Origin of the sequence: Bradyrhizobium cosmicum (genome assembly GCF_032290525.1) — a bacterium.
GTDB lineage: Bacteria > Pseudomonadota > Alphaproteobacteria > Rhizobiales > Xanthobacteraceae > Bradyrhizobium > Bradyrhizobium cosmicum_A.
The window spans coordinates 415,066-442,020 of record NZ_JASXTA010000003.1; the positions used below are offsets into that span (position 1 = coordinate 415,066).

General features: G+C 64.2%; 19 protein-coding genes and 2 pseudogenes. 8 read left to right on the forward strand and 13 right to left on the reverse strand.

The genetic code is table 11. The annotated features are described in order from the left end of the window. The first annotated feature begins 35 nt into the window (after positions 1-35). Together QSV46_RS08150 and QSV46_RS08155 are read left to right on the forward strand one after the other, a co-directional pair. Positions 36-698, forward strand: coding sequence for an ATP-dependent Clp protease adaptor ClpS (locus tag QSV46_RS08150; RefSeq protein ID WP_314948992.1), 663 nt, complete (start codon positions 36-38; stop codon positions 696-698). Between the two features lie 40 nt (positions 699-738). Next, complete coding sequence (locus QSV46_RS08155) at positions 739-1,731, forward strand: ATP-binding protein (RefSeq protein ID WP_314948994.1); 993 nt, start codon at positions 739-741, stop codon at positions 1,729-1,731. Positions 1,732-1,755: 24 nt separating this feature from the next. On the opposite strand, the gene QSV46_RS08160 is transcribed toward QSV46_RS08155, so the two are convergent. From QSV46_RS08160 to QSV46_RS08190, 7 genes are all read right to left on the reverse strand, one after another. Beyond that, a complete protein-coding gene (locus tag QSV46_RS08160) occupies positions 1,756-3,420 on the reverse strand; it encodes a tannase/feruloyl esterase family alpha/beta hydrolase (protein ID WP_314948996.1) in 1,665 nt (554 codons plus the stop codon). Positions 3,421-3,503: 83 nt separating this feature from the next. Continuing rightward, positions 3,504-4,748 carry a phosphoglycerate dehydrogenase gene (serA, locus tag QSV46_RS08165; RefSeq protein ID WP_314948998.1) on the reverse strand — a complete coding sequence of 415 codons (1,245 nt, stop codon included), beginning with the start codon at positions 4,746-4,748 and terminating at the stop codon, positions 3,504-3,506. A 271-nt stretch (positions 4,749-5,019) separates the two neighbouring features. Next, positions 5,020-6,252 (reverse strand): rhodanese-like domain-containing protein, encoded by a 1,233-nt coding sequence (locus QSV46_RS08170; RefSeq protein WP_314949001.1) that lies wholly within the window; start codon positions 6,250-6,252, stop codon positions 5,020-5,022. Positions 6,253-6,329: 77 nt separating this feature from the next. Continuing rightward, a complete protein-coding gene (locus QSV46_RS08175) occupies positions 6,330-7,529 on the reverse strand; it encodes a PepSY-associated TM helix domain-containing protein (RefSeq protein ID WP_314949004.1) in 1,200 nt (399 codons plus the stop codon). Beyond that, the gene (locus QSV46_RS08180; RefSeq protein ID WP_314949006.1) at positions 7,522-8,520 is read right to left on the reverse strand and encodes an extracellular solute-binding protein; all 999 of its coding nucleotides are present in this window, start codon (positions 8,518-8,520) and stop codon (positions 7,522-7,524) included. The genes QSV46_RS08175 and QSV46_RS08180 overlap by 8 nt, the downstream gene beginning before the upstream one ends. 32 nt (positions 8,521-8,552) lie before the next feature. Further along, entirely contained in the window at positions 8,553-10,880 is a 2,328-nt protein-coding gene (locus tag QSV46_RS08185) for a TonB-dependent siderophore receptor (protein WP_314949009.1), read from the reverse strand. Positions 10,881-11,091: 211 nt separating this feature from the next. Continuing rightward, positions 11,092-11,976: a dihydrodipicolinate synthase family protein gene (locus QSV46_RS08190; protein WP_314949012.1), complete on the reverse strand. Its 885-nt coding sequence runs from the start codon at positions 11,974-11,976 to the stop codon at positions 11,092-11,094. A 176-nt stretch (positions 11,977-12,152) separates the two neighbouring features. Between QSV46_RS08190 and QSV46_RS08195 the strand changes: the two genes are divergently transcribed. The 3 genes from QSV46_RS08195 to QSV46_RS08205 all read left to right on the forward strand — a co-directional run bounded on the left by QSV46_RS08195 (position 12,153) and on the right by QSV46_RS08205 (position 16,748). After that, positions 12,153-13,565 (forward strand): FAD-binding oxidoreductase, encoded by a 1,413-nt coding sequence (locus QSV46_RS08195; protein WP_314949014.1) that lies wholly within the window; start codon positions 12,153-12,155, stop codon positions 13,563-13,565. Between the two features lie 8 nt (positions 13,566-13,573). Next, on the forward strand, positions 13,574-14,239 hold the full coding sequence (locus QSV46_RS08200; RefSeq protein ID WP_314949017.1) for a GntR family transcriptional regulator: 666 nt from the start codon (positions 13,574-13,576) through the stop codon (positions 14,237-14,239). Between the two features lie 487 nt (positions 14,240-14,726). Next, complete coding sequence (locus QSV46_RS08205; protein WP_314949020.1) at positions 14,727-16,748, forward strand: YgiQ family radical SAM protein; 2,022 nt, start codon at positions 14,727-14,729, stop codon at positions 16,746-16,748. Positions 16,749-16,766: 18 nt separating this feature from the next. Here the strand turns inward: QSV46_RS08205 and QSV46_RS08210 are convergent, their stop codons facing one another. The 6 genes from QSV46_RS08210 to QSV46_RS08235 form a co-directional block, all read right to left on the reverse strand. Beyond that, a complete protein-coding gene (locus QSV46_RS08210; RefSeq protein WP_314949021.1) occupies positions 16,767-17,060 on the reverse strand; it encodes a DUF718 domain-containing protein in 294 nt (97 codons plus the stop codon). A 338-nt stretch (positions 17,061-17,398) separates the two neighbouring features. Further along, positions 17,399-18,457: a DMT family transporter gene (locus tag QSV46_RS08215; RefSeq protein ID WP_314949024.1), complete on the reverse strand. Its 1,059-nt coding sequence runs from the start codon at positions 18,455-18,457 to the stop codon at positions 17,399-17,401. 24 nt (positions 18,458-18,481) lie between these two features. Continuing rightward, positions 18,482-18,853 carry a hypothetical protein gene (locus tag QSV46_RS08220; protein ID WP_314949026.1) on the reverse strand — a complete coding sequence of 124 codons (372 nt, stop codon included), beginning with the start codon at positions 18,851-18,853 and terminating at the stop codon, positions 18,482-18,484. 29 nt (positions 18,854-18,882) lie between these two features. Next, a complete protein-coding gene (locus QSV46_RS08225; RefSeq protein ID WP_314949028.1) occupies positions 18,883-22,002 on the reverse strand; it encodes an efflux RND transporter permease subunit in 3,120 nt (1,039 codons plus the stop codon). 9 nt (positions 22,003-22,011) lie between these two features. Further along, positions 22,012-23,742 carry an efflux RND transporter periplasmic adaptor subunit gene (locus tag QSV46_RS08230; protein ID WP_314949031.1) on the reverse strand — a complete coding sequence of 577 codons (1,731 nt, stop codon included), beginning with the start codon at positions 23,740-23,742 and terminating at the stop codon, positions 22,012-22,014. A 58-nt stretch (positions 23,743-23,800) separates the two neighbouring features. Then, the gene (locus QSV46_RS08235; protein ID WP_314949032.1) at positions 23,801-24,184 is read right to left on the reverse strand and encodes a hypothetical protein; all 384 of its coding nucleotides are present in this window, start codon (positions 24,182-24,184) and stop codon (positions 23,801-23,803) included. 252 nt (positions 24,185-24,436) lie between these two features. Here QSV46_RS08235 and QSV46_RS08240 point away from each other — a divergent pair. The 3 genes and pseudogenes from QSV46_RS08240 to QSV46_RS08250 all read left to right on the forward strand — a co-directional run. After that, positions 24,437-25,458, forward strand: a pseudogene (locus QSV46_RS08240) (LLM class flavin-dependent oxidoreductase). 62 nt (positions 25,459-25,520) lie between these two features. Then, the gene (locus QSV46_RS08245; RefSeq protein ID WP_314949035.1) at positions 25,521-26,048 is read left to right on the forward strand and encodes a DUF2846 domain-containing protein; all 528 of its coding nucleotides are present in this window, start codon (positions 25,521-25,523) and stop codon (positions 26,046-26,048) included. 409 nt (positions 26,049-26,457) lie between these two features. Then, positions 26,458-26,721 (forward strand): annotated as a pseudogene (locus tag QSV46_RS08250) (M48 family metalloprotease); the annotation flags it as partial. Positions 26,722-26,955: the final 234 nt, after the last annotated feature.

Below are 26,955 nucleotides of genomic sequence, written 5' to 3' on the forward strand. Positions count from 1 at the left end.
CAATCAATTGTAAGTTGCGTAGAGGGGGACGTGGGGTGGGTGAGACTCAGGCCGAAATCGTGCCGGTTCAACTCGCGTTGCACGACAACGAAGACGTTCCTCGCGAGTTCATTGTCGACCTGTTGGGCCGTGTCTTCGGCAAGTCGGACAGCGAGGCAGCTTCCGTCATGGCCGCCATCGAGAAGCACGCGATGGCGGTATGTGGTCCTTACCCACCCTCTGTCGCGGACGCCCTGCTGGAATCTGCCCGGCGGCGTATCAGCATCACCGGCCATGCTCTCCGGATCACGCGGGAAACGGCGAAGCCCTGTTGCGGGCTTTGCGGCCAACCTACCGCGCAATCGGAAGTGCAATTAACGGACCGTACCGTCTGGCTATGCGCTGATTGCATGCTCGCTGCAGCAGCCGCATCCCTGGAACTTCCGGAGGAAGAATTCAACTATGCGTTCGGTGTCTTGAACTGGCATTTCGCCGACACCCCGCGTAGCCAGCTCGTAACCACGGTTCGCCAGTTTCCCGGCCACATGCGAGCAGATGTCCAGGCTGCCATCGACCGGCTATTCGCTGCGCCGGTCCGCTTACTCGGCCTCGCCGACGATCGTCGTTACGAAACCCTGTCGATGTCGCGACTGATGCAGGACGATAATTTCGCAGTGACAATCGCATGGCGAACCGACACCGGCCAAGTGTCTCGATAATGGTCTCTGGCTTTGCGCTGCGTCGGGCCTTCGCTACGCGATGCTTCTGGCCATTCATCGGGAATATAGCCGTGAGGCCGGCGTGCGAATCGAAATCATGGTGCCGGCCGGGGCGGCGGGAGCGGCCCTTGTCCAACAGTGCTTTACCGCACTGGAGGAGGCAGTGCAGGCCGCGCGGACCTATCGCGGCAAAATCCTTTCGCTCGATGGCGATTCCGACTACCGCGGTCGCTCGCGCGGAATCACGGTGCATAGACTTCCCTCGATCAGGCGTGACGAGGTGATCCTGCCCGACCAGACGTTGCGATTACTTGACCGCAACGTGTTGAACTTCGTGAGGACGCGAGAGATGTTGCGCCGTCTCGGGCAGTCGACCCGTAAGGGAATTTTGCTCTACGGGCCACCCGGCACCGGCAAGACCCACACCATTCGCTATCTCGCGAACCATCTGCCCGGGCACACAACGCTGATCATCACAGCCGAGCAAATCGGCCTGCTCGGCGCCTATATGAATCTTGCCCGCCTCTTGCAGCCCGCCATGGTGGTGATCGAAGACGTCGACCTGATCGCACGGCAGCGCGAAAGCATGAGCGGTTGCGAGGAACCGCTGCTCAACCGACTCCTGAACGAGATGGACGGCTTGAAACAGGACGCTGACATTCTGTTCGTGCTGACCACCAATCGACCTCAGCAGCTTGAGAGCGCCCTCGCTGGCCGCCCGGGCCGGATCGATCAGGCGATCGAAGTGCCCCTCCCCGACGAAGCCGGCCGCGACAAGCTGGTGCGGCTCTACGGCAAGGGATTGCCACTTGACGATGCCGTCATCGCCGAAGCGGCGCGCCGCAGCGAGGGCACGAGTTGCGCGTTCATCAAGGAATTGATGCGACGACTGGCGCAAGCGAGCCTCGCGCGCGATGGGGCCAATTCCGTCGTGTCAGCCGACATCGATGAGGCGCTCGACGACATGCTGTTCTCCGGCGGCCGGCTCAATGCGCAGTTGCTCGGTGGCGCACAAGCGATGGCGAGCGGGTAACGCTCCCCTGGCGGGGCACGCCCGTTACGGCGCGCAGGTGAAGCTCGATGCCTCCGTGACCGGGCCGCTCCTGTAGTGCGGCCAGGCCGGCCAGCGGCACAGCGGCAGCGCGCGCAGAGCCGCAAACGACGGCGCCTCGACCTTCTGCTCGGTGACTTCGAGGTCGCCGGGCGCCTTGCCGTTCTCGACCCAGTCGACCAGCGCGCTCAGCATGTCGACATTGGCCGGCGCGCCGGAGCCGACATGGTCGACGCCGGGCGCGGTGTAGAGCCGCGCGAACTCCGCGGTCTCCGCCTTGCCGAGCTTGCGCTCGACGCTCTCGAAATAGCGGATGCCGGCATAGGGATTCTGCGCGTAGTCGGCCATGTGCTCGAGCATGATCAGTCGGCCGCCGCGGGCACGAAAACGGCTGAGATCAGGATCTGTCGAGTCCATCAGGTTCGAGACCTCGAGCAGCCGCGTCTTGTGCTCTTCGGGCTTATACGTCGTCACGTCGAGCCTGGGATCGCGCGCGAACACATATTGAATGCCGCCGGCGCCGTAGATCCAGGCGATGCCATTTTGGGGCGCAGGCGGCTGCGCCGGCGGCGCCGTGCCGAGCCACCACGCGATCCAGCCACCGGTCGGGCCGACCGCAGGCGTGTCCTCGCCCGAGACGCCCCAGCCCGGGTAGTCGTCGAGCCCGTTGGCGAGCGCGAACGGGAATTTGTAGGTCGCGTGAAGCGTGTTGACGGCCTTGATCTGTGCGTCGGTGAGGCACTGGTCGCCGCTCTGGCCGGCCGCGCAGCGCAAGCTCTCGACCTTGAATGCCGCCTTGCAAGAGACCGGATCCTGCACCAGCGCATCGTCGGAGCCGTCGGCCTTGTCGCAAGCCGCCCGCACAGCATCGCCGACGAGCTTCACCTGCGCCGGATTGATCCAGCCGTCACCCATGGTCACGAGGCCCGAACGCATGCCGGCATGCTGCAGGCCGACCCAGTTGATCACGGGCACGCGGGCAAAGATGCCGTCGAAATCGTCGGGATAACGCTGCGCCATGGTGAGGCCTTCGCGGCCGCCCTCGGAAGAGCCCATGAAGTACATCTTCTCCGGCTTCCTGCCGTAGGCGCGCTCTAGCAGCGCGACAGCAGCGTCACGCACCTTCTTGTAGGCGCGGTGAGCAAAATTCTCGAAAGCCTCATCGTTGAGCGCGAACACCTGCGGCGGCTCGCCCGGCTTCGATTCATGGCCGGAGTCGGTGCCGTAGGTGACGAAGCCGCGCGCCAGCGGCGACGGTTTGTCGAAGGGATAGGCCGGCGGCAGCGCAAGACCCGAGATCAGCACGCCGTTAAAACCGCCGCCGCCATATTGCACCGAGCGGCCATTCCATTCGACGGGAAGGTTGACCTGGAATTTGATCGGCGGCGCCTTGGGATCGATGGGATCGATATGGCCGAGCACCTTGCAGAAGCCCGGATTGGCGGGCGCGATGCGGCCCGATGGTGTCGGCCCGCGCTCGGCGACGGCCAGCGGCGAAGGCGCCTGCAAGGTTGTGGAATCGATTTTCACGGCGTCAGCGCCGCCGGCGAGACCTTTGCAGACCGTGTCGGCGTCCTCGATCAGCGTCGTCGCGGATGCGAGGTCCGCGCCTGCCAATGCCGTCGCCAGGCCTGCGAGCAGCAGGCACAGCTTCGCTTCAGTTCGTGCCATCGTTCCCACCCAGCTTTCGTCATTGTCGTTTTCAGTCCACGGCCGCATTGAATGCGACCGTTGGCCGGTCGTCAACAAAAGCTCTAGTGCTCGAACACCAGCCGCGCGCCGACCGTACCTTCGAGCCCGCGGATCTGCTGGAGCAGCGCGCCTGAATCCTGGCCGCCGAGATCGGCGTCGAGCACGACATAGCCGAGATCGCCGGCGGTCTCCAGATATTGCGCGGCGATGTTGATGTCGCGCTGGAGGAACACCTCGTTCAGCCGCCGCAGCATGCCCGGCACGTTGCGATGGACATGGCTGAAGCGCGCACCGGAGGGGCGCAGATGCAGCTGCACCTCCGGGAAATTCACCGCGCCCATGGTCGATCCCGTGATGAAATAGTCGACCAGCTTGCGCGCCACCTCGCCGCCGATGCGCTCCTGCGCCTCCTCGGTTGAGCCGCCGATATGCGGGGTGAGGATGACGTTGCCGAGCCCTTGCATCGGGCTCGTGAAGCGATCCGAATTCGAGGACGGCTCGACCGGAAACACGTCGACGGCAGCGCCGGCGATGTGGCCGTCGCGGAGCGCGGCGGCGAGCGCATCGAGATCGACCACGGTGCCGCGGCTGTTGTTGATGAAGAACGAGCCCGGCTTCATCGCGCGCAACTCCTTCTCACCGATCATGCCTGCGGTCTCCGGGGTCTCCGGCACGTGCAGGCTGACGACGTCGCTCTGCGCCAGCAGTTCTTCCAGCTTCTCGACCGGCTCGGTATTGCCGTGGCGGAGCTTGTCGGTGCGGTCGTAATAGATCACGCGCATGCCCATGGCTTCGGCGAGCGTCGAGAGCTGCGAGCCGATATTGCCGTAGCCGACGATGCCGAGGGTGCGGCCGCGCACCTCGCGGCTCCCGGTCGCCGACTTGTCCCAGCCGCCGCCATGCGCGGACACCGAGCGCGGGAAGATGCGCCGCAGCAGCATCACGATCTCGCCGATCACGAGCTCGGCGACGCTGCGGGTGTTGGAGAACGGCGCGTTGAACACGGGAATGCCGCGCTTGCGCGCCGCCAGGAGATCGACCTGGTTGGTGCCGACGCTGAAGCAGCCCACGGCGAGAAGCTGGTCGGCCGCCGCGAGCACCTCGTCTGTGATCTGGGTGCGCGAGCGGATGCCGAGCAGCGACACGCCCTTGACCGCCCGCCGCAGATCCTCGCCGTCCAGCGCCGTGGTCAGCCGCTCGACATTGGTGAAACCCGCGCTCCTGAACACGTCGACAGCGCTGTCATTGACGCCTTCGAGCAGCAGTGCCTTCGCGTTCCGCTCGGGGCTTTGGCCTGGGGCTGGCATGGAATCTCCATAGGTGGCGGCTTTGCCGCAGCTCTTAGACCGCGGACCGAGCGCAGCACAATAGGGATTGGATGCGGGGAGAAGATGGCGCCCTGGCTAGCAGACCCGTCATCCTGAGGCGCGAGCCATGCGGCGCGAAGCGTCGCGTGGGGGCCTCGAAGGATGAACGGCCGCGATGCAGCCGGGTCGTCGCCCTTCGAGGGCCGCTGAAGAAGCGGCCACCTCCAGCGACAACGGCTCCGCCGTTGCGCGGGGGCAACGGATAACAGAATCAAATCACATAGAACCCGTGCGTCGCGTCGCGGCGGAGCTGCTCGACGAGGCCATATTCCCAATCGAGATAGGCCTGCATCGCCCCTTCGGCGACGTCGGTACCTTCATACGGACGGCGATAGCGATGCGCCGGGTCAGGCTTCGGCAGCGCCAGGGGCGGGCCGACCTCGAGCGCGCCAACATAGCCGCCTTCGAGCACATAAACCTCCCAGCCCATCTGCGCGAGCCAGGACGCCGTCATGTCGGCGCGCACGCCTTTGTCGTCGGTCAGGAGAATGCGCGCGCCGCGCGCCGGCGCGGCCATGTCGGTCTCCTGGACCAGCTGCCCGCCTGGATAATGACGAAAGCCGGGGAGATGGCCGGCGGCATATTCCTCCGCATCGCGGACATCGAAACGATAGAGCGTGCGATCGGTCCGCGCGACAAGCGCGGCCATCTCGCTCGCGCCAATGTGGCGGACGCCGGCGCGATAGGCGACATCGCGCGCGTTGGCCGGCCCGCCCTCGAAGGGTCCGATCGCGCCGCGCCTGTCAGCACCGTGGTTGAGCGCATGCCGCGCCAGCGTCCAGCCGATGGTGCCGTTGCGCAACGCCCGGACCTTGTTGGGCACGCCGGCATTGATCAGCGACTGGGTGCCGATGATCGAGCGGGTGCGGCCGGCGCAATTGACGATGATGGTGGTGTCGGGATCGGGCGCGGCCTGCCCCGCGCGCAACACCAGCTCCGCGCCGGGCACGCTGACCGAGCCGGGGATGTTCATCGTCGCATACTCGTCGAAGCGGCGGACATCGAGGATGGCAATGTTGGCCTTGTCGGCGATCAGCTTGGCCACCTCGTCGGCACCGAGCGACGGCGTGTGCCGTCGCGACTCCACCAGCTCGCCAAAGGCCTTGGAGTAGGAATTGACGTCCTCGAATACCTGATAACCCACTGCGCGCCAGGCTTCCAGCCCGCCATCGAGCGCGCGGACATTGGTGTAGCCGAGGGCGGCCAGCCGTTCGGCAGCCGTTGCGACCAGTTCCTCACCATCGTCATAGAGCACGATCGCCACGTCCTTGCGCGGCAGCCTCGCCTCCGCCTCGATCTCGATCCGGTCCGCGGCCATGTTGGCGGCGAACAGGGGATGGCCGGTGGCGAAGGCGGCCTCGTATCTGAGATCGAGCAGCGCGATCTCCTCGCGGAGCAGCAGCGCGCGGCGGATATCGGCGGGGGTGACGGTGGGAAGCTTCATGGCGTGGACCTTGGCGAGGACAGGCCATGGGCTTTTGAACGATTGTGGAAGTGTTGGCTAGCCTTTCCGGCCGCTGTTCACTCGCCCGGAACGAGCCGCCCGAGCGGCGGCTGCGCCGGCCGCCGCAGCTTGCGACGCGACAGATAAAGCAGCACGCCGGTGACCGAGAACAGCGGCATCAGCGCGGCCGCGATCATGAAGGCGAGCTTGCCGGGCCAGCCCAGAATTGCGCCGCGATGAATGTCGAGCACGTTCGCGATGATCCTTTCTCCGAGCGTCTTGTCGGCATAGCGCTCCGCCGAAATCACCAGACCTGTCACGGCATCGACGCGGAATTCGTCGCGCGTGGTATCGAGCGACGAGCCCTTGCTCCATGACCGGATCCGGATCACCGCCCCCGGCCCGTTGGTCAGCGTCAGCAGCGCTTTGGAGAAACGATCGCCCTCTTCGCGCTGGAACGTCGACCACGCGCGGTCGAACCCGATTGGCTGCGCCGGCTCGGCACTGCCGGACACACGCGGCGGCTTTGAGGGCATCCTGGGTTGCATCTTCGCAGCAGTGACCTCCGGGCGCGACAGCAGCCAGACAACGCCGTCCTTGTACCAGTCGAACGAGTACCAGAGACCAGTGAGCGTCATCACCAGATAGACCGGCAGCACCCAGGTGCCGATCACCGCGTGCAGCGAGCGGTGCAGCCCGCGCCCGCTGAGGCCGAGATTGGGTTTCAGCCACATCTTCACGCTGCCGGCACGCCGCGGCCAGCGCAGCACGAGGCCCGAGATGAGCATGACGACGAGGCCGAGCGCTGCGACACCCGTAATCTGCCGCCCCCATCCTTTGGCGTCGCCGGGAATGAGCAGCCAGCGATGCAGCTTGCGGACGGTCGCAAAAAACTCCTCACCGCGCGGCGAGCCAAGCACGTGCGCATCATAGGGATCGACATAGAGCGAGGACGGCCGCGCGCCCTGCTCGTCGCGGCCGAAGCGGATGCGCACTGCGGCGGATGGATCGCTCGACAGCATGAGCGCCGAGACCTTGCCGAGGTCCTGCCCCTCCTTCAGCCGTGCGACCAGTTCGTCCGGCATCAGTACCGGCGTCTGCGTCTGACGCGGCGTGACGTGCATGATGTCGGCGTTGAGATGCTCGACGAGCTCGTCCTCAAAGCTCATGATCGCGCCGGTCAGCGCGATGAGCGCAAGCAACAGCGCGAGCATGAGGCCAGCGATGGAATGGACCTGGTGGAGGGCGGCCTTGATGTGGTGTCCCACCCTACTCATCGAAGCCAACCTTCTTGATCAGCGCGATCGCGGCTTGCTGATGTGCAGCGATCTCGTCGACCGGCGTCGCATCGGCGATGAATGAGCCCATTTCAGCAACGATGGGAGCACGTTCTGCCGCTGGAAGCACAGGATATTCCAGCTCGGCAGCGGCGAAGATCCGTTGCGCCGCTGGCGTGACGAGGAATTCGAGGAACTGTCGTGCCAACGCCGGATGCGGCGCGTGCTTCGCGATCGCCGCGCCGGTGAGGTTCACATGCGTGCCGCCATCCTTGAACGTCGATGACACCGCCTTGACCTCCAGTGCCCAGGCGCTCCACTCGGCGCCTTCCCGTCCGTCGCGCAATTGCGCCAATGCCACGGTGTTGCCGATACCGATCTCGCACGCGCGCTGTGCGATCTTGCGGATCACGTCGTTGTCCTTGCCGTCAGGCTTGTGGGCGAGATTGGCTTTCAGACCGGCGAGCCACGCCTCTGTCGCTGCTTCGCTGTGATGCGCAAGATAGGCCGCGACCAGCGCGACGTTGTTCTGATGCAGGGGAGAGCGCATGCATAACTTGCCCCGCCATTGTGGGCCCGCGAGATCTTCGTAATCAATCGCGCGCAGTCCGCTATCCTTGCGCGCCATCACGACGCGGGGGCGGACGGCAAGCGCGATCCATTGCGCATCGCTGCCGCGAAGATTTGCAGGAACGGCCTGTTCGAGGCGCGAAGACGCGTAGGCTTGCGTCAGACCGCGGGTGGAGAGCTGGGTCGTCTTGTCCAGCCCGATCGTCAGTAGCACGTCGGCGGGCGACGCTTCACCTTCTGACGCCAGGCGCTTGACCAGACTGTCCTCGACGAAGACGATTTTCAAACTGATGCCACTGGCTTCCGTGAAGGCTGCAGCGACAGGTTCGACCAGGGCTGCCTCTCTGGTTGAATAGAGTGTTATCTTCTCAGCGCGGCTCGCACCTGTGGCGGCAACGCAAGCGGCCGCCAGCGCGATCACGACCGCGATGGCTTGGTGCCGCACGGCCATCCCTAGAACTTCACCGTCGCCGACAGCGACACCCGCCGCGCATCACCGATGGCGACGTTCAGATTGTTGACGGCGGAGGGATAATAGACGGTGTCGAACAGGTTCTTGACGTTGAACTGATAGATCACCGGCGTGTTCTGGTATTTCGTCTCGTAGGTCGCGAAGATATCGGCGACCACATAAGACGGCAAGAAGAAGGTGTTGGTCGAATCGCCGGGGCGGTCGCCGACATAGCGCGCGCCGCCGCCGAGGCGGAGCTGGCCCGGCAACGCCGTGCCGAAATCATAGACCAGATAGAGCGAGGCCGTGTTCAGCGCGACATTCTGCAGCTTCCTGCCGAGCAGCGTGACATCCTCGGACGCGGTCACCCGCGCGTCGGTGTAGCCATAGCTGCCGATCAAGGCCCAGCTGTCGGTGAGCCTGCCAGTGACATCCAACTCGACGCCGCGCGAGCGGGCGCGGCCGACGGTGTGGAGTTCCACCACGCCCGCGCTGTTGGTCTTCGTCGTCTGCACGTTCTTCTTGTCGAGATCGTAGAGCGCCAGTGTACCGGAGATGCGCTTGTTCAGATCGAACTTGACGCCGGTCTCGTAGGACACGCCTTCTTCCGGCGCGACATTGGACCCGATCATGACGCCGATCGGGGCAATGGTCGAATTCGGCTTCAGCGATTCGGTATAGCTCGCATAGAGCGATATCTCGTCGGTCAGCTTGAAGATGGCGCCGCCGAGCGGAAGCACCTTGTCCTGGGACACGTTGGTGTTGGTGACGAAGGGTTTTCCGCGCCCGGCGATCTGGTCGTAATCCATGTAGCGTACACCGCCGACCAGAGCGAACCGTTCAGTCAGATGCAGCGTGTCCTGGACGAACAACGACCATTGGCCGAGCTTATCGGTCTGGGCACTATCGGGGTTCGACACCGTCGTCCCCGGCCCGACCAACCCATAGCCGGGATTGTAAATATTGATGGCGGGGGTCGCCTGCCGGATCAGATTGTCGCGGTAGATGGTGCGATACTGGCCATCGCCGCCGAACACCACGTCGTTGCGCATGTTGCCGAGCCAGAACCCGCCCGAGATATAGGAGGTTCCGTAGCTGACATTGCTAAGCGAGCCCCGGGTGCCGTCATTGCTGCGCGTCTCATTACCGGTCGTGAAGTTGATGCCGGTGATGCGGAGCTGGTTAGCGCTGAAGGTCTCGGTGTTGTAGCTATAGCCGGCGTAGAGCTTCCAGTCCTGGTTGAAGCGGTGCTCGACCGACGCCTGCATGAGGTCGGACGTACCCCATGTGTTGTTGAAGGGCTCGTCGAGCCGGCGCGTGGACGGCACGGCCAGCGGCGCCTTAGTCACCGGATTGAATGCCGTGCCGCGGTCGAACGGATAGATAAACTCGCGGTGCTCGTAGTTGAGCTGCACCGTGGTGTCCTGGCCATACCAGGCGAGTGACGGCGCAACCAGCATCTCGCGGTGACGGCCGAAATCCCGCCAATAGTCTTCGCTAACGCCGTAGCCGATGAAGCGATAGGCAAGGCCCTGGTCTCCGATCGGACCGGTGACGTCGAGCAGGCCGTCGGCACCGGTCTTGGAGGCGCTGAACGCCGAGCCGAGCAGCGTGACCGAGCCATGCTGGTAGAGTTCCGGACGTTTGCTGATGGTGTTGACGATGCCGCCGGGATCCATGATGCCGTAGAGCAGCGAGGCCGGCCCTTTCAGCACCTCGACGCTCTCGACGGCGGAATTGAAGCTGCGGCCCTGCACCAGCGGCATGCCGTTGCGCATGATCGAACCATCGCGATTGTCGCCGAACCCGCGGCGGACTACCGCGTCCTGGCTGCCGGCGAGCGTGTTGGTCTGGGTGATGCCGGAGACGTTGATGAGCGCGTCATCGATGTTGCGCGGCAGCTGGTCCTTCAGCACCTGCTCGGGCACGACGTTGACCGCCTGCGAGGTATCGAGCGGCGAGGCACCGCTGCGCAACGTGGTTGCGCTCGGCATCGCACGATAGCCGAGCTTTGCGGTAGCCTGCGCGGCGGCTTCAGCCGCGGCGCGTTCCGACAGCGTCGGTGCGGCCGGGGTGGCGGCATTGCGGCTGCGCTGACGCGCGGCCGCTTGCGTCCGGCGTTGCGATGATTCCGATGCGCGCGCGGGCTTCGGCCGCGGCGTCGGCGCGTCCACGGTCACCGGCGGCAACGCCGATTGGGCCCGCGCGGTCGTCGTGTTGGAGGGCAATTCGGCGAGCAGCACGGCTGCTCCGATGAGAAGACGCGCACGGCTCTTGCCGGCGCGGCTTCGATGGCCGCTTACGCGCTGACCATCAGCATTGGCACGCACTTTCGATCCACTTCAAGTCAGACGCAGAGCTGAAGTCTGCGCCTGTAACAGGCGCAGTGGATCAAGAGAACCGTAGACAGATTTGAATCGCTCTAGTGTTGAAGCGTTTCAGGCGCAGATGCGCCCAGAGCGGCAATCACCGATTGATATCGCGCAAACCGAGACACGCTCCGCGCGAATTCACCGAAGGCTGCCGCATCATTGTGCGACCTCACGCGATGGCGGGGGTCACCAGCTCATCGAGCTTGCGCTTGAGCGCAGCGCCGTCAGACAGAGCTCTCAGCGGCGGACGCACGCGCAGCCAATTTGTATCCGAGGTCTGTGCCGCGAGAATGGCCTTGAGCGTCGCGAGGAAGGATGGCGTCTTCACCACGATGTCGACGGCGGCCTGCATGCGCGCTTCGACATCCTTGCCGTGGATCATCGCCTTGACCAGCTCCGGCGCGATATTGGCCATGCCGCAGATGGTGCCGGCACCGCCCGCGGCGATCGCACGGGTGATATCGGTTTCGTTGCCGACGGTGATGGCGAGCTCGGGGCTGGCGGCACGGAACGCCTGGAATTGCTTGAAATCGCCGCTGGAGTCCTTCAGCCCCGCGACCAGCTTGCCATAGCGCTTGCGCAAATTCGCGGCGACGGATGTCGGGATCGCAACGCCCGAGACCTGCGGGATGTGATAGAGCGAAGCCCGCAGCCGTTCGTCGCCAACGCCGTCGATGATCGCGGCGAACGCATCCTCGATGCCCTCGGGCGAGACGCTGCGGTCGAAGTAGGGCGGCAGATACAGCACGTGGCGCAAGCCGAGACCGAGCACGGCGCGGGTCAGCGCAATGCTGTCGCTGAGGGCGGGAAAGCCGCCGCCGATCCCGATGCGCTCCGCCGGGACGCCGGCCTTGAGCACGGCCTCGATGGTCGCGACGCGCTCGGCGACATTGAACGAGGTGCCCTCGCCGGTGGTGCCGAACAGCACGACGCCGTCGACGGCTTTGCTGAAAAGTTGCCTGGCGTGCGCGGCGAGTCTTGCGGAATCCACGTTGCCGTCGGCCGTCAGCGGCGTCGCCGACGCCAGCCAGAACCCGCGAATTGCTTCCGTCATGACACCCACCCATTGCTGCGGCTTCGGACCAAGCCTTTGATCGATACCGATCTTAAAAGCCTATTGGAGCCTTGTTTTTGCTTTACTTTTAGCCTTGTACCTTACATACAAGACAAACGCAATTCCCTTCCCGGGAGGGTGTCATTGGGCGCTTCCCGATCTTGATGAGGTCTCTGATGGACATGGTGACCCCCATCGGACGTTCCGGCCGATTGCTCAGCGCCCTGCGCGACAAGCTCGGGGCCGCAGCCGTGCTTGTTGGCACCGAGGTGCCCGCGCGCAATTGCAACGACTGGAGCGCGAGCCTGCCGCAAACGCCGCTCGCGGTGATCCGCCCGATCGATGCGCAAGGCGTTGCGGAGGCGATTCTGACTTGCCGGCAGGCGCATCTGCCGTTCGTGCCGCAGGGCGGATTGACCGGACTGTGCCGCGGCGCCTCGCCTGAAGCGGGCTGGGTCGCGATCTCGCTCGAGCGCATGAGCGGCATCGAGGAGATCGATCGCGCCTCGGCGACGATGACGGTGAAGGCAGGCACGCCGCTTCAGACGATCCAGAAGGCCGCGGATGAGGCCGGCTTCTTCTTTCCGCTCGACCTCGGCTCGCGCGGCTCCTGTGCGATCGGCGGCAATCTCTCGACCAATGCCGGCGGCAACCGCGTGATCCGCTACGGCATGACGCGCGAACTGGTGCTCGGCCTCGAGGTGGTGCTGCCCGACGGCACCATCATCACCAGCCTCAACAAGCTGATGAAGAACAATGCCGGCTACGACTTGAAGCACCTCTTCATCGGCTCGGAAGGCACGCTCGGCATCATCACCCGCGTGGTGCTGCGGCTGTTCCCGAAACCGCGCTCGACCATGGCGGCGCTGTGCGCGCTGAAGGACTATGCCGCCGTGATCGCACTGCTGGATGCCGCGCGCAGCGGGCTCGGCCCGCTGCTGTCGGCCTTCGAGGTGATGTGGCCGGACTATTGGGACGTGATCACGACCCGCGCCGGCGTGAAGCCGCCGGTCGCCCTCGGCCACGGTCTCTATGTGCTGGTCGAGGCTCAGGGCACCGATGAAAGCCTCGATGCGCCGCGATTCCAGGCCTGGCTCGAAGAGCTGATGCAGCGCGGGCTGCTCGCCGATGCCGCCGTGGCGCAATCGCTGGCGCAGACGCAGGCCTTCTGGCGCGTGCGCGACATCTGCGCCGAATTCGGCCAGGTGCTGGGACCGCACATCTCCTATGACATCGGCCTTGCGGTGGCGCGGATGGACGAATTCGTCACGCGCTGCAAGGCGGCGCTCGCGAAAAGCATCGAGGGATGCGAGAGCGTCTATTACGGCCATATCGGCGACGGCAATCTGCATCTGGTCTCCTGGGTGACCGGCCTTCCCGTCGAGCAGCAACCGAAGGAAGCGATGGACGCGATCATCTACGGTCTCGTGCGCGAGCTCGGCGGCAGCGTCTCCGCCGAGCACGGCATCGGCACGCTGAAGAAGAAGTGGCTGGGCCATGCCCGCAGCGAGGCCGAGATCGCGCTGATGCAGACGCTGAAGGCCGCGCTCGATCCGGATCATCTGCTCAATCCGGGCAAGGTGGTTTGAGAGAGCACATGCGATCGCTCAAGCTCGATACGCCGAAATCGTTGTCGCAGCGGGTGATGCAGCGATTGCGGCAGGCGATCATCGACGGCGAGTTCGCGCTCGGCGCCGCCATCTCCGAGGAGATGGTGGCAAACTCCTTCGGCGTCAGCCGCACGCCGGTGCGCGAGGCGATGGGCCAGTTGCAGGCGCAGGGCCTCGTGGTGATCCGTCCGCAGGTCGGCAGTTTTGTCTTTACGCCAAGCGCCGATGACATCACCGCGCTCTGCACGTTCAGGATCGCGCTGGAGCCCAAGGCCGCGGAGCTCGCCTTTCGGCACGATCGCGACGGTACGATCGCGACGATGAGCGGGGCGATCGCGGCGATGGAGCCCGCGATCGCGGCCAGGGACAACATCGCCTATGGCCGCGCCGATGCCGCATTTCACGAGGGGTTGTTCGCGCATTGCGGCAACCGCTATCTCGTCGAATCCTACCAGCTCGTCTCCGGCCGCGTCGCCGCGCTGCGCACCAATCTGACCTCGCCGATCGACGTGCGCACCCGCTCGTCCTTCGACGAGCATCGCAGGATGCTCGATTTGTTCGCACGCGGCGAACACGCCTCCTTCGAAGCACTGATGACCACGCATATCACCAATTCAGGCGTGATCTATGCCAAAGCGCTGAAGGTGGCTTGAGCGCTTCAGCGCCGGTCCTTCGATCCCGGCTTGTCGAGAAAATCCAGCGCGGTGTTGATCTGTTCGAGCTGGTGCTCGATCTTGTCGCGGTCCTCGACGGCGTGCGCCTTCTCGAGTTCTTCCACAAGCTTCTGCTTCCGCAACAGCAAGTTCTGTATGACCGTATTCACAGCTCCCCCATCGGCCGAGGCGGCGGCGCCGATATCGCCAAAACGGGGGCGAGCGCCGTAATTGCGGGCGCGCGCGAACCGGGCCCACGTCGATCCCCGACCTGAATGTTCGCCGCGCCGATTGGTTCCGTTTGCTACACCCAGCGCGTCGCGATGGCGCCGGCGAGTTGCATCGGTGCAACATGCGTGCGACGAGCGGAGACCGAGAACACTGCCAGCACCGTGCAGAGCCGCATCCGCATGGCCGGAACCGCGTTCCGCTCGCGCGGCACATCGTTGGTTGTATTCGCGAGCCTGCGGGCCTATGCGTAGGCGCCATGGACATCCAGATCATGACCGCCGAAAAGCCCCTGATGGCGCAGGCGCGCCCGCGCAAGCCGGCGCCGTTCCTCCCGATGAGCCGCGCCGAGATGGATGCGCTCGGCTGGGATGCCTGCGACATCGTGCTGGTGACCGGGGACGCCTATGTCGACCATCCAAGCTTCGGCATGGCGATCATCGGCCGCCTGCTGGAGGCGCAAGGCTTTCGTGTCGGCATCATCTCGCAGCCCGACTGGCATTCGGCCGAGCCGTTTAAAGCGTTAGGCAAGCCAAAGGTGTTCTTCGGCGTCACCGGCGGCAACATGGACTCCATGGTGAACCGCTACACCGCGGACCGCCGCATACGCAGCGATGATGCCTATACGGCGGGCGGCGAAGGCGGCAAGCGGCCGGACCGCTGCACCGTCGTCTACGCCCAGCGTTGCCGCGAGGCGTTCAAGGACGTGCCGATCGTGCTCGGCGGCATCGAGGCCTCGCTGCGCCGGATCGCGCATTACGATTACTGGTCCGACAAGGTGCGCCGCTCGGTGCTGGCCGACGCCAAGGCCGACTTGCTGCTCTACGGCAATGCCGAGCGCGCCGTCGTCGAGGTGGCACAGCGGCTCGCCGCCGGCGAAGCGCCGCGCGAGCTCGACGACATCAGGGGCGTCGCGCTGTTCCGCAAGGTCCCTGCGGACTATTCCGAGCTGCACGCCGACGACCTCGATTCCGCCGACGAGGGCGCATCGCGGACGAAAGGCTTGACCGTGATCCGGCTGCCGGCGCTCGACCAGGTCGAGCAGGACAAGGAAGCCTATGCGCGCGCCTCGCGGGTGCTGCACCGGGAGAGCAATCCCGGCAATGCGCGGCCGCTGGTGCAGCGTCACGGCGACCGCGATCTCTGGCTCAACCCGCCGCCGATCCCGCTCACCAGCGACGAGATGGACGCGGTCTACGATCTTCCTTACGCGCGCGCGCCGCATCCGTCCTACGGTGACGCGAAGATCCCGGCGTGGGACATGATCAAGTTCTCGGTGACGATCATGCGCGGCTGCTTTGGCGGCTGCACCTTCTGCTCGATCACCGAGCACGAGGGCCGCATCATCCAGAACCGCTCGGAGGGATCGATCCTGCGTGAGATCGAGAAGATCCGCGACAAGACGCCGGGCTTCACCGGCGTGATCTCCGACATCGGCGGCCCCACTGCCAACATGTACCGGATGGCCTGCAAGGATCCAAAGGTCGAGGCGGCGTGCCGGCGCCCGTCCTGCGTCTTCCCCGAGATCTGCCCGAACCTCAACACCTCGCATGACGATCTGATCCGGCTCTATCGCAAGGTGCGCGAGACCAAGGGCATCAAGAAGGTGATGGTCGCCTCCGGCGTGCGCTACGACCTCGCGGTCGAGAGCCCCGAATACATCAAGGAGCTCGTCACCCATCACGTCGGCGGCTATCTGAAGATCGCGCCTGAACATACCGAGCGCGGCCCGCTGGACAAGATGATGAAGCCGGGCATCGGCGCCTACAACCAGTTCAAGCGGATGTTCGATGCCGCCGCCGAGCAGGCCGGCAAGAAATATTATCTGATCCCCTATTTCATCGCGGCGCATCCGGGCACGACCGACGAGGACATGATGAACCTCGCGCTCTGGCTCAAGAAGAACCGCTACCGCGCCGACCAGGTGCAGACCTTCCTGCCCTCGCCGATGGCGACGGCGACCGCGATGTACCACACCGGCGTCAACCCGCTGCGCGGCGTGCGGCGCGGCGGCAGCGACAAGGTCGAGGCGATCAAAGGGCTGCGCCAGCGAAGGCTGCACAAGGCGTTCCTGCGCTACCACGATCCCGACAACTGGCCGGTGCTGCGCGAGGCGTTGAAGGACATGGGCCGCGCCGATTTGATCGGCTCGCGTCCCGACCAGCTCGTGCCCGCGCACCAGCCACCCGGCACCGGCAAGGCCGCCGGCACCAGGCGGCCTGTGCGGCCCGGCGGCAAGGGGCAGAGGTTCACGACCAAGGGTCTGCGGGTGATGAAGTAGACGTGCGCTGCCCGCCTACTAGAGATCGAGCACGACCGTCCCCGACACGGCATCCGTTAGTCCGCGCCCGTTGCCCTGGTCCTCGAGCACGGACCTGAAACTGTCGAGCGTCTCGATCATCGCCGATCGTGCGGCGACCAGCGCGTCCTGACTGGACCACGTGCCAATGAGGCAGAAGGTCTGCTCGCCGGTCTTGATGATGACACCGTGTTCGAGGCCCGGCCATTTGGCCTTGCCGTTGCGGTGCGCATCGAGGAAGGCGGCTTCCTCACCCGGCTTCACCTTGAACCTGACGACGTTATAAACCTGCATGATGCGCCTCCTGAAAATGGATTGATGAAAGCGAGCGCCGTTCAGGCTCTCGACGGAATGTCTGGACGGCTGCTCCGGGCGATTGTCGTCCTCGCGTCCGGTCCCGTCACCGTGACAAATCATCATGACGAGTTAAATGAGGTCCAGTTCGGCTAGCCGGCCATCCTGCTCCCAAACAAAAATGTCGAAAACAACCCCATGCACAGTAGCCGGCATGAGTGGGATCAATGGCTTAGGCCGGTTGCGGAGACGTTGACCCATCAGGCCAAAAGTCGTTGCGCCGTCGGGCAAAACAGGAGCAGGATGGCATCATCGGGCACGTGGGAAGAGCGAGATGCTCAATGTGAATGCCGATGGTGCAGATCGGGATAATGCGGGTGCTTGTGTCGCAACGGCTTATGCTCGTGCCAGTGCGAGTGGGGTTCATCGACAGCTCCCCCGTGATCATGCTGGTGATGCTCGTCATGAACATGCTTGTGTTCGTGCGCTATGGCTTCATGAACGTGCGGATGTTCGTGCCGTTCGGTGAGATGGAGCCAAAGGCCAAATCCCATCAGCAGCGCGGCGAGGACAAGCTTCGGCGTGAAGGGATCGCCGAGACTTACGGCGATCAGCGCGCCGATAAAGGGCGCGAGCGAGAAGTAGGCGCCGGTGCGGGCGGTGCCGAGATGACGAAGGCCGAGTACAAACAGGACAAGGCTCACCCCGATCGCGAAGAATCCCAGGATTGCCGCGAGTATCGCGAGGCCGGCGGGGGGTAAGCTGTTGCCGAGCCAAAAACCGCCCGCGATATTCGCCGCACCAGCAAACAGCCCCTTGATCATTGCGATGACGACGGGATCGGCAGACGACAGTTTCCGCGTCAGATTGTTGTCGATGCCCCAACACAAGCAAGCCCCGGCAATCAGCGCCGCGCCTGCATCCAATGAAGGGCCCTGACCTTCCCAGGACAGGGCTATTGCGCCGAGAACGATTGCCAAGCCCCCCAGCAACAACCGCCGATCGACGTTTTCACGGAACACCAGCCACGCAATCCCCATCGTTGCGAGACTTTCGAGATTCAGCATCAATGACCCGGACGACGCCGGCGTTCGGCCAAGTCCGAGCATCAGCAATGCGGGACCCAGAATTCCCCCGAAGATGACGATGGCTATCAGCCAGGGCACGTCGCGGCGTCTTGGCGGAGCCTCCGGAACCGATAGTCCGATCGCGGTCCGTGCGACGTGGACCGCGGCAAGGCCAAGACCCGCACCAAGATAGAGCAGGCCCGCCAGCATCTGGGGATCGATGCTGGCGAGCAGCAATTTTGAAAGCGGCGTTGCAGCACCGAACAGGAGAGCCGAACCAAGCGCCAAGGGGACGCCAGGTATTTGAACGGATGATCGATCTCGCTGCATGTGCTTCGCCCTTCGCAACCGCGTTTATTCCGCAGTGTATCTCGCCGTCAGGGAATGACCGTGCAAGCTTGCCGAAAAGACCACGATGGCCTTCGGCGACAGCTCCGTCTGAAGCTTTCCCGACATCAAGTTGGGACTGGCCGGAGTGAGCGGCACGGTGACGGTCTTGCCGCCGTCCTGAATGGTTGCCCGTCCCCGCATGTCCTTGGTCGGCAGCGGAGAACCATCGTCGTCTCCCACATAAAACACGATATCCGTGCCCTTGCGGACAAACTCGATCGGATGTCCCTGCGATTTTACGACGGGGCCGCCGTTGCTACCCTTCGTCTGTGCCGCGGCAAAGTCGGGTAGAGCGGCGATCACTGCCATCATGGCCAGGAAGATGTATTTTCTCATTGTAGCTCCTCGGTGGTCTTGTGCGGAGGTCAATAGGCTTCCGCGGGGGTGAAGGTTGCAGCATGGCCGGCTTTCAGCCGCTCCAGCGGCTGCTTGCCAAACATCAGAAACAGGATCGGGGTCACGACTGTATCGAGGATCGTGGCGCTGAGCAGACCGCCGAAGATCGTCACGGCGACGGGATGCAGGATTTCACGGCCCGGCTCGTCCGCGCCGATCAAGAGCGGCGTAAGCGCCAGTCCTGCGCAAAGTGCCGTCATTAGAACGGGGCTGAGGCGCTCCATGCTGCCCCGAACGATCAGCCCGGTTCCGAATCGCTCGCCCTCATGAATCGCGAGATTGATGTAATGCGAGATCTTCAAGATGCCGTTGCGCGCCGAGATGCCGGCAAGGGTGATGAAGCCGATCATCGACGCCACCGACAATGGTTGACCGGCGATTTTCAAAGCGGCAACGCTGCCGATCAGGGCGAGCGGGATGCCGCCCATGATGATCAGCGCCAGCGCGGTCGATCGATAGCGGCTGTAGAGAACGATGAAGATCATCGCCAGGGACCCCAGCGAGAGAATGCCGATGCGCCAGGACGCCTCCTGCTGCGCCTGAAATGCGCCTTCGAGGTTGGTCGTGTAGCCCTGCGGAAAATCGAGCTCCCGAACGGCCTTCTGAATGTCGGCAGCGATATCGGCGATGTCGCGGCGTCCGTCCCCGTTGCCGTAGACGACGATCCGGCGCTGGGTTCCCTCACGCTGAATCTGGTTCGGCCCATCGGTCTCGATGACTTCTGCCAAAGCGCTCAGCGGCACGAATTCCCGGCCGGTCGGGATGAGCAGATTTTGCAGTCCCGTGGTCGAGCGGTCCTGCTCCGAAAGGCGCATCACCACGTCGAAACGGCGATTGCCGTCGACGATCTGGGAGACCTTCCGACCGTTGGACAGCGTGTCGAGCGCCTGTGTGATCGCAGCCGGTGTCAGGCCATGGAGTGCGGCGCGGGCATGATCGACCTGAACCCGAACCTGGGGGATCAACACCTGCTTCTCGACCTGGAGATCGACGAGGCCCGGGACCGTCGAAAGGCGCTGGCGCGACGTTTCGGCAAGGCGCCGCAACATCTCGATATCCTGCCCGTAAATCTTGAGCACGATCTGCGCACGAATACCCGATTGCAGATGATCCAGGCGGTGGCTGATCGGCTGTCCGATCGCAACCGACGCCGGCAGCGCGGACAGGGCTTCCCGGATGCTGGCATAGATGTCCGTCTTCTGGCGTTTTGACGGAACGAGATCGACGTCGATTTCGCTGAAGTGCACGCCTTCGGCGTGCTCATCGAGCTCGGCGCGGCCGGTGCGGCGTCCAACCGACTTCACCTCGGGCACCCTCGCGAGCAACTGTTCCGCCAGCAGTCCAAGCCGGTGCGATTCCGCGAGCGAAATGCCGGGATTGTATTGCAGCGAAAGCACGAGCGTCCCTTCGTTGAACGGCGGAAGGAAACTGCGCGGCATCTGGCTTGCGGCGTAGCCGGCCACCACAACCGCCGCCGCAACGAAGCCCAGCACCAGGCCGCGCCGTCCGAACGCCCATCCAAGCACCCACCGATTAGCCTGCTTCAGCCTGGTGACGACAAAACTTTCGCGATCACCCGAATGGGTTCGTTCTGAAAGCAGGTAGTAGGACAGCACCGGCGTTACCGTGATCGACGTCAGCAGGGACGCAAGGATCGAGACCACATAGGCCACGCCGAGCGGAGTGAACAGCCGCCCTTCGATTCCCGGAAGTGCGAACAGCGGCACGAAGACGAGAACGATGATCATCGTTGCGTAGACGATGCTGGAACGAACCTCCTGGCTTGCCCCGGAGATCACATCCAGAACGGGACGCGGCGTGCTCGACGCGGCGTTCTCCCGAAGACGCCGCAGGATGTTTTCAACGTCGACCACCGCATCGTCGACCAGTTCACCGATGGCAATGGCAAGGCCGCCCAGCGTCATGGTGTTGATCGTGAGACCGAAGGCATGGAACACCAGGACCGTCACCAGGATCGAAATGGGTATGGCCGTCAGCGAAACGAATGCGGCGCGTCCGTTCATCAGGAAGACGACCAGGACCAATGCGACGACGACGGCGGCCTCGGCCAGAACGCGCTCGACATTGCTTATCGAGGTCTCGATGAACGTGGCCTGACGGAATTGCACGTTGGTGACGTTGATCCCCGAACGCATGGTGCGTTGCAGGTTCCTGAGCGTGGTCTCGATATTGCGCGTCAACGCCACGGTATCCGCGGCCGGCTGCTTCATGACGCTGATGATGACCGCCGGCTTGCCGTTATAGCCGGCGTCCCCGCGCTTGGTGCGCGCTGCAAAATCCACGGAAGCGACCTGCTTCAGCAGGATCGGCTGCTCGTCGCGGCTGGCAACGACGGTGTTGCCGAGGTCCTCGATCCGCCTGGTGAGGCCGACATTGCGGATCAGATATTCGCGGCCATGCTGGTCGACGAAGCCGCCGCCGCTGTTGGTGCCGAACTTTGCGACCGCCTGCTCGATCTGGTCGTGGGTGATGCTGAGCGCCTGCATGGTCGCGACGTTCGGCGTCACCCGGTACTGGCGGACCTCTCCGCCGATGGGAATCACCTGGGCGACGCCGGGAATGGCGAGAAGCTGCGGCCTGACCACAAAGTCCGCAATCTCGCGCACTTCCATGGGCGTAGCCGTGCCGTCGCTGGTCAGGGCAATCAGCATGATTTCGCCCATGATCGACGTCACCGGGCCCATCTGGGGATTGACTGAGGACGGCAATTGCTCACGAATCAGCGCCAGCCGTTCCGAAACAAACTGCCGGGCGCGATAGACGTCGACGCCCCAGTCGAATTCGACATAAACGACCGACAGGCCAACGCCGGAGACCGAGCGGACCCGGATCACGCCGGGCATGCCGTTCATCGACGTCTCGATCGGAAACGTCACGAGCTGCTCGACTTCCTGGGGCGCCAGCCCCTCCGCCTCGGTCAGGATGTTGACGGTCGGACGGTTGATGTCCGGCAAGACATCCACGGAAACCGTCGGCAGCACAAACAGGCCGTAGCCGACGAGCACGGCGGCAACCGCCAGCACGAACAGGCGATTGCGCAAACTGGCCTGGACGATGAGCTTGAACATGGGGCGCCCTTACCGGATCTGATTGATGAGGTCGGTCCCGCGAACGACGATGCGTTCGCCCTCGTTGATACCGGCGGCCACGATCACGCGCGTCGCATCGACCGGCAGCACGCGAACCGGTCTTGGCTCGAAGCGTTCGGGCTCCGGGTGCAGCCAGACGATATTCTCGCCGCTGGCGCTGCGAACAATCGCATTGCGAGGAAAGATCAGGCCGGCCACCGGTGCGCCGCTCTGGACCATCACGTTGAGCGGCTGACCGATGTTGAGACCTGTCGGTGGCTCCGGCATGGCAAACTGAACGACGGATGCATGCTGTCGCAACGCCCGGCTCGTTCCGACAAAGGAGAGCGCCATCGGCTGGCCATTCGGCGCCACCGCCGTCGCAGCTTCAGGTTCCTTCAAACCCAGGTCGTCATAGGCCAACGCTTCGACCCAGAGGCTCTTGGGATCGGCGATCTGGAACAGGACGTCCTGGGGCTGAATGACCTGGCCCGCCACGACCTTGGCTGAGGTGATGACGCCATCGGTCGATGCGCGCAATTCCTCGAAGCCCGTGCGGGAATTTCGAACGGTTTCGCGGCGCGCCCGCAGGCCCTCCAATTCGCTTTCGAGGTCGTTGACCTGCCCTTGCGGCACAGCGCCCCGCTCGGCCAGCGGACGCAGACGCCGCAGCTTGTTTTCGGTGATCGCCGTCAACTGTTCGATCTCGCCGACCTTCTCGAGGATCGTGGTGCGGTCCGCAATCGGCAGATGCGGCTCGATCTGGATGAGCAGATCGCCCTTGCTGACGGTTTGGCCGATCCGGGGTATGCCGCCGCTGCCCGGAACGACGCGCCCCCCATAGACGCTCTGCACGATGCTGCTGCGGTTGGGATCCGCGATGACGCGGCCGATCAGCGTGATGGCGGGACGAATGGTCTGCGGCTCGGCGGCGGCGGTCCGCACATCAAGCAGCCGCTGCGTCGGCTTGGCCGCGAAGACGGTGCCGTCTTGCAGACGTCGCGGGGCATCGCTCAGGGCCGGGACATCCGGCGGATTTGCCTGCCTTGCGTTGGTTCGACCTTCGCCGAACGCGATGGCGGCGAGAATGACAAATGCGCCTGCCATCGTCGCCGAGACGGAAGCGGCCATGCTGCGACCACGCCGCCTCCAATAGCCGAAGAGAAGGCCGAGCCCCACAGCAGCAAGTGCGGAGGCCACAACGACGGTTCGGCTTGAGAAGAGCCAGCCCTGCTCTTGCTTCTGCTCCGGCGGCGGCACATTGCCGGCACGTGTCGGCACCAGCGAGTCCACCAGCAGATCGTTTCCCTTCTTGGCGCTGATCGAGAATATGACTTCCACCGATTCCGTCGGCGTGCCATTCGGAACGATCGCCGTGTAAACGCCCTCATCCGTTTTGGCGGCCTCGATCGGGGCGGAATCGCCAATCGTGACCTGCAAGGCTGCATCCGACACCGGTTCGTTCGTGACGGGATCGTCAATGAAGACGGAAAGCTTGCCGTCTTTCAAAATGCCGACGATCTCGTAGAGTTCGGACCGCGCCGCAACCCTTGGATAGGCTGACGACACCACGGCCGCTTGTTCAGCGTCGCCGTGATCGTGCCCCTCATGGGCAAGGGCGCCCGATAGGCCAAAGAACAGGCTTGCCAGACAACAAATACTGGCAAGACCGAGCCTCGCTGGGCCAAGTCGTTTTTGGCCAACTGTTGTGAGCCGCCCTTTCGGGCAGCGCTGATTCATCAACATGGAAAATTCCTTCAGACATGCGAAAGGTCGGCGGCCAAAGGGGCCGCCGGGATTACGCGATGCTGAAGGTACTTGGTGGCCGGGTGAGTTCGTCGGGCCTTACGCCGACAATGGCTCGCGCAACCGGCAGCTCAACCGGGATCAGCACCTCAAACGGGCTGAGCAGGGTAATGAACTGCGGTGATGCAATCGAGATGCCGAATATGTTCCAAGCCAGGCTTGGAGTACCCTCGTCATCATCGTGGTCCGGCCCCTCATGGACGTGGCCTTCGGCGCCGTCTCCGTGGGAGTGCACGTGACCTGCCAACTGATCGTGGAAATGCAGGGAACCGCTCAACGTAACGGAAGGTGCCGGCATGGCACCAACGGCCGCCTTCGCCTGCGAGATGGAAATCAGGGCCACCTGGAGCACAAACGCCGACATCGCCACGAACATGGCTGTTCTGGCGAGTCGACGAAGGCGTTGGACAAAGCCGTGCTGCACAGCAAAAACCTAAGTGATCCTGGCACCGATTTCAAGGCGGCGTTCCGCCGTCTGAGATCTTCGGATATTGCGCCGATTGGCTGAATATTGGATGAACTGGGCGTGCAATCTTGCGGGGACAGCAATGCTGCTGTCTCCCCATGTTGCCATCATTCCTCGGACCGAGATGTCGCAAACTCTTCCGGTCATCCATATGTTGTCCGCATGAAAAAGATCGGATTCCTCTCCTTCGGACACTGGACGCCCTCGCCGCAATCGCAGACGCGCTCGGCCGGCGACACGCTGCTGCAATCGATCGAGCTTGCGGTTGCGGCTGAACAGCTGGGAGCGGACGGCGCGTATTTCCGCGTGCATCACTTCGCGCGCCAGCTCGCCTCGCCTTTCCCGCTGCTTGCCGCCGTTGGCGCCAGGACCAGCAGGATCGAGATCGGCACGGCCGTGATCGACATGCGCTACGAAAACCCGCTCTACATGGTGGAGGACGCGGGCTCCGCCGATCTCATCGCCGGCGGACGGCTCCAGCTCGGCATCAGCCGCGGTTCGCCCGAGCAGGTGATCGATGGCTGGCGCTATTTTGGGTACCAGCCGGCCGAGGGCCAGAGCGACGCTGACATGGGCCGTCGGCACGCGGAGGTCTTTCTGGACCTGCTGCGCGGCGAGGGCTTTGCAAAACCCAATCCGCAGCCGATGTTTCCAAACCCGCCGGGGCTGCTGCGCCTCGAGCCTCATTCCGAAGGCCTGCGTGAACGGATCTGGTGGGGCGCCGGTTCGAACGCGACTGCGGTGTGGGCCGCGCAGCACGGCATGAATTGCAGAGCTCGACACTGAAGAACGACGAGACCGGCGAGGCTTTTCACATTCAGCAAGCCGCCCAGATCCGCGCCTATCGCGCCGCCTGGAAGGAAGCCGGCCACGCCCGCGAGCCGCGCGTGTCGGTCAGCCGCAGCATCTTCGCACTGATGGACGATCGCGACCGCGCCTATTTCGGCGGCGAGCGTGGCGGCGAAGACCAGATCGGCTTCATCGACCCGCGCACCCGCGCGATCTTCGGCCGGAGTTACGCGGCCGAGCCGGATGCGTTGATCGAACAGCTGCGCCAGGACGAGGCGATCGTCGAGGCCGACACGCTGCTGCTCACGATCCCGAACCAGCTCGGCGTGGACTATTGCGCGCATGCGATCGAGGCGATCTTGAAGTACGTCGCGCCGGCGCTCGGGTGGCGGTGACGGGAAGGGCAAAGCCAAGCTGACACCGACGCGAGCCGCCCTCGTACGACCTGAAGTCGCGATTGACTTCAGTCACCACCCTGACAATTATGCCGCTGGGGATTTGGAATTCATCAGGGGCGAAAATGCGTGGTGGTCATCTGGGGGCTCTTGTTGTGGCCGCGTTTCTTGCGGGCTGCGCATCGGGGCCGATGGGCAGTGCGGCTCTCACTGACAACGTCAAGTCAAATACTGCACGGCTTGTGGTCTATCGGACGTCTGCGCTGGGATTTGCGGTTCAGCCCAATTATGCGGTGGACGGGCGCGTGATTGGCGGCAGCCAGGCGGCAGGATTCGTGGCGTGCGAGCTGCCTCCGGGCCGCCACGAGGTCGCCGTCAACAATCTGCCGCTGAGCACCAATCTGTTCGGACAGGGCAGCGAGAAGGTGAGCGTCGATCTGCGCGCCGGCAGCACGACCTATCTCTCCGCCCAGCTGCAGATGGGGATCGTGACACCAGGCGCGATCACGCTGATCCAGGTCACCGAGGACCAGGGTCGCGCGGACGTCGCCAGCCTGCATCAGAGCAACGGCTCGTGCGGCAAGGCGTGATTCGAGTCATTCCGTCGTCGGAGTGCGGATGAGACGCCTTGCCCTGACGATCATCCTGCGTCTTGGCCGCTACGCCGTTCTTCCGGTGGTGGCACTGGCCTGCGTGATGCTGGCTGTCTGGCTGATGGCAATGGATCGCTACACGGTCGCGACGCTGGCGACCGCACCAATCGTGTTCTCCATATTCGCGGCTGCGGTGGCGGTCGCAATCGGCCTGCTGCTCCTGCCCGCGCCAAAGCATCGCAGTTTCGAGGCGAGCGAGGAGACTGCCCCAGGCCTCTGGGCGGCGTGGAAGGAGCTCGACCATGGCTTCGTCCGATCGAATCGCAGCCTGCGGGTCGACACCAAATTCAACGCATCAATCGGCGAGGTCAGCCGATATGCCGGGCTGTTCGGACGGCAGATCACGATGATCGTCGGCCTGCCACTGCTGATCATCCTGGATGAGCGTGCAGTTCGCGCGGTCATTGCCCATGAAGTGGCCCATGCCCGGCTTCGGCATACCTCGGGAAGCATCAACCTTGCGGATTTCATCGCGGCCTCCGAGAACGTGCTGTTCTACGCCGATCCGGACCAGACCATCACGGGACGCATTGCCCGGGCCCTGCTCCACTCCATGCTCGAATGGCTCGACAGGGAATATCGCACCCTCTCGCGAGAGAACGAGCTTCACGCCGACCTCGGCGCCGCCGAACAGGTTGGCCGCGCCGAGATGGCGCGGGCGCTGGTCCTGATGGAGGCGTGCGGAACGCGTCTCACCGATCTCATCTACGCCCCTTTGGAGAAGGAAATGCTGGGCGCCATCAAAGCACCACGCCCGCCCTTCGAGCGCGTGTTCACGCAGCTCGGGCACATCAGGGCGCCTGAGCCGATGACCGCGGCTGCCGTCGCCGGCCTGACGCGCGAG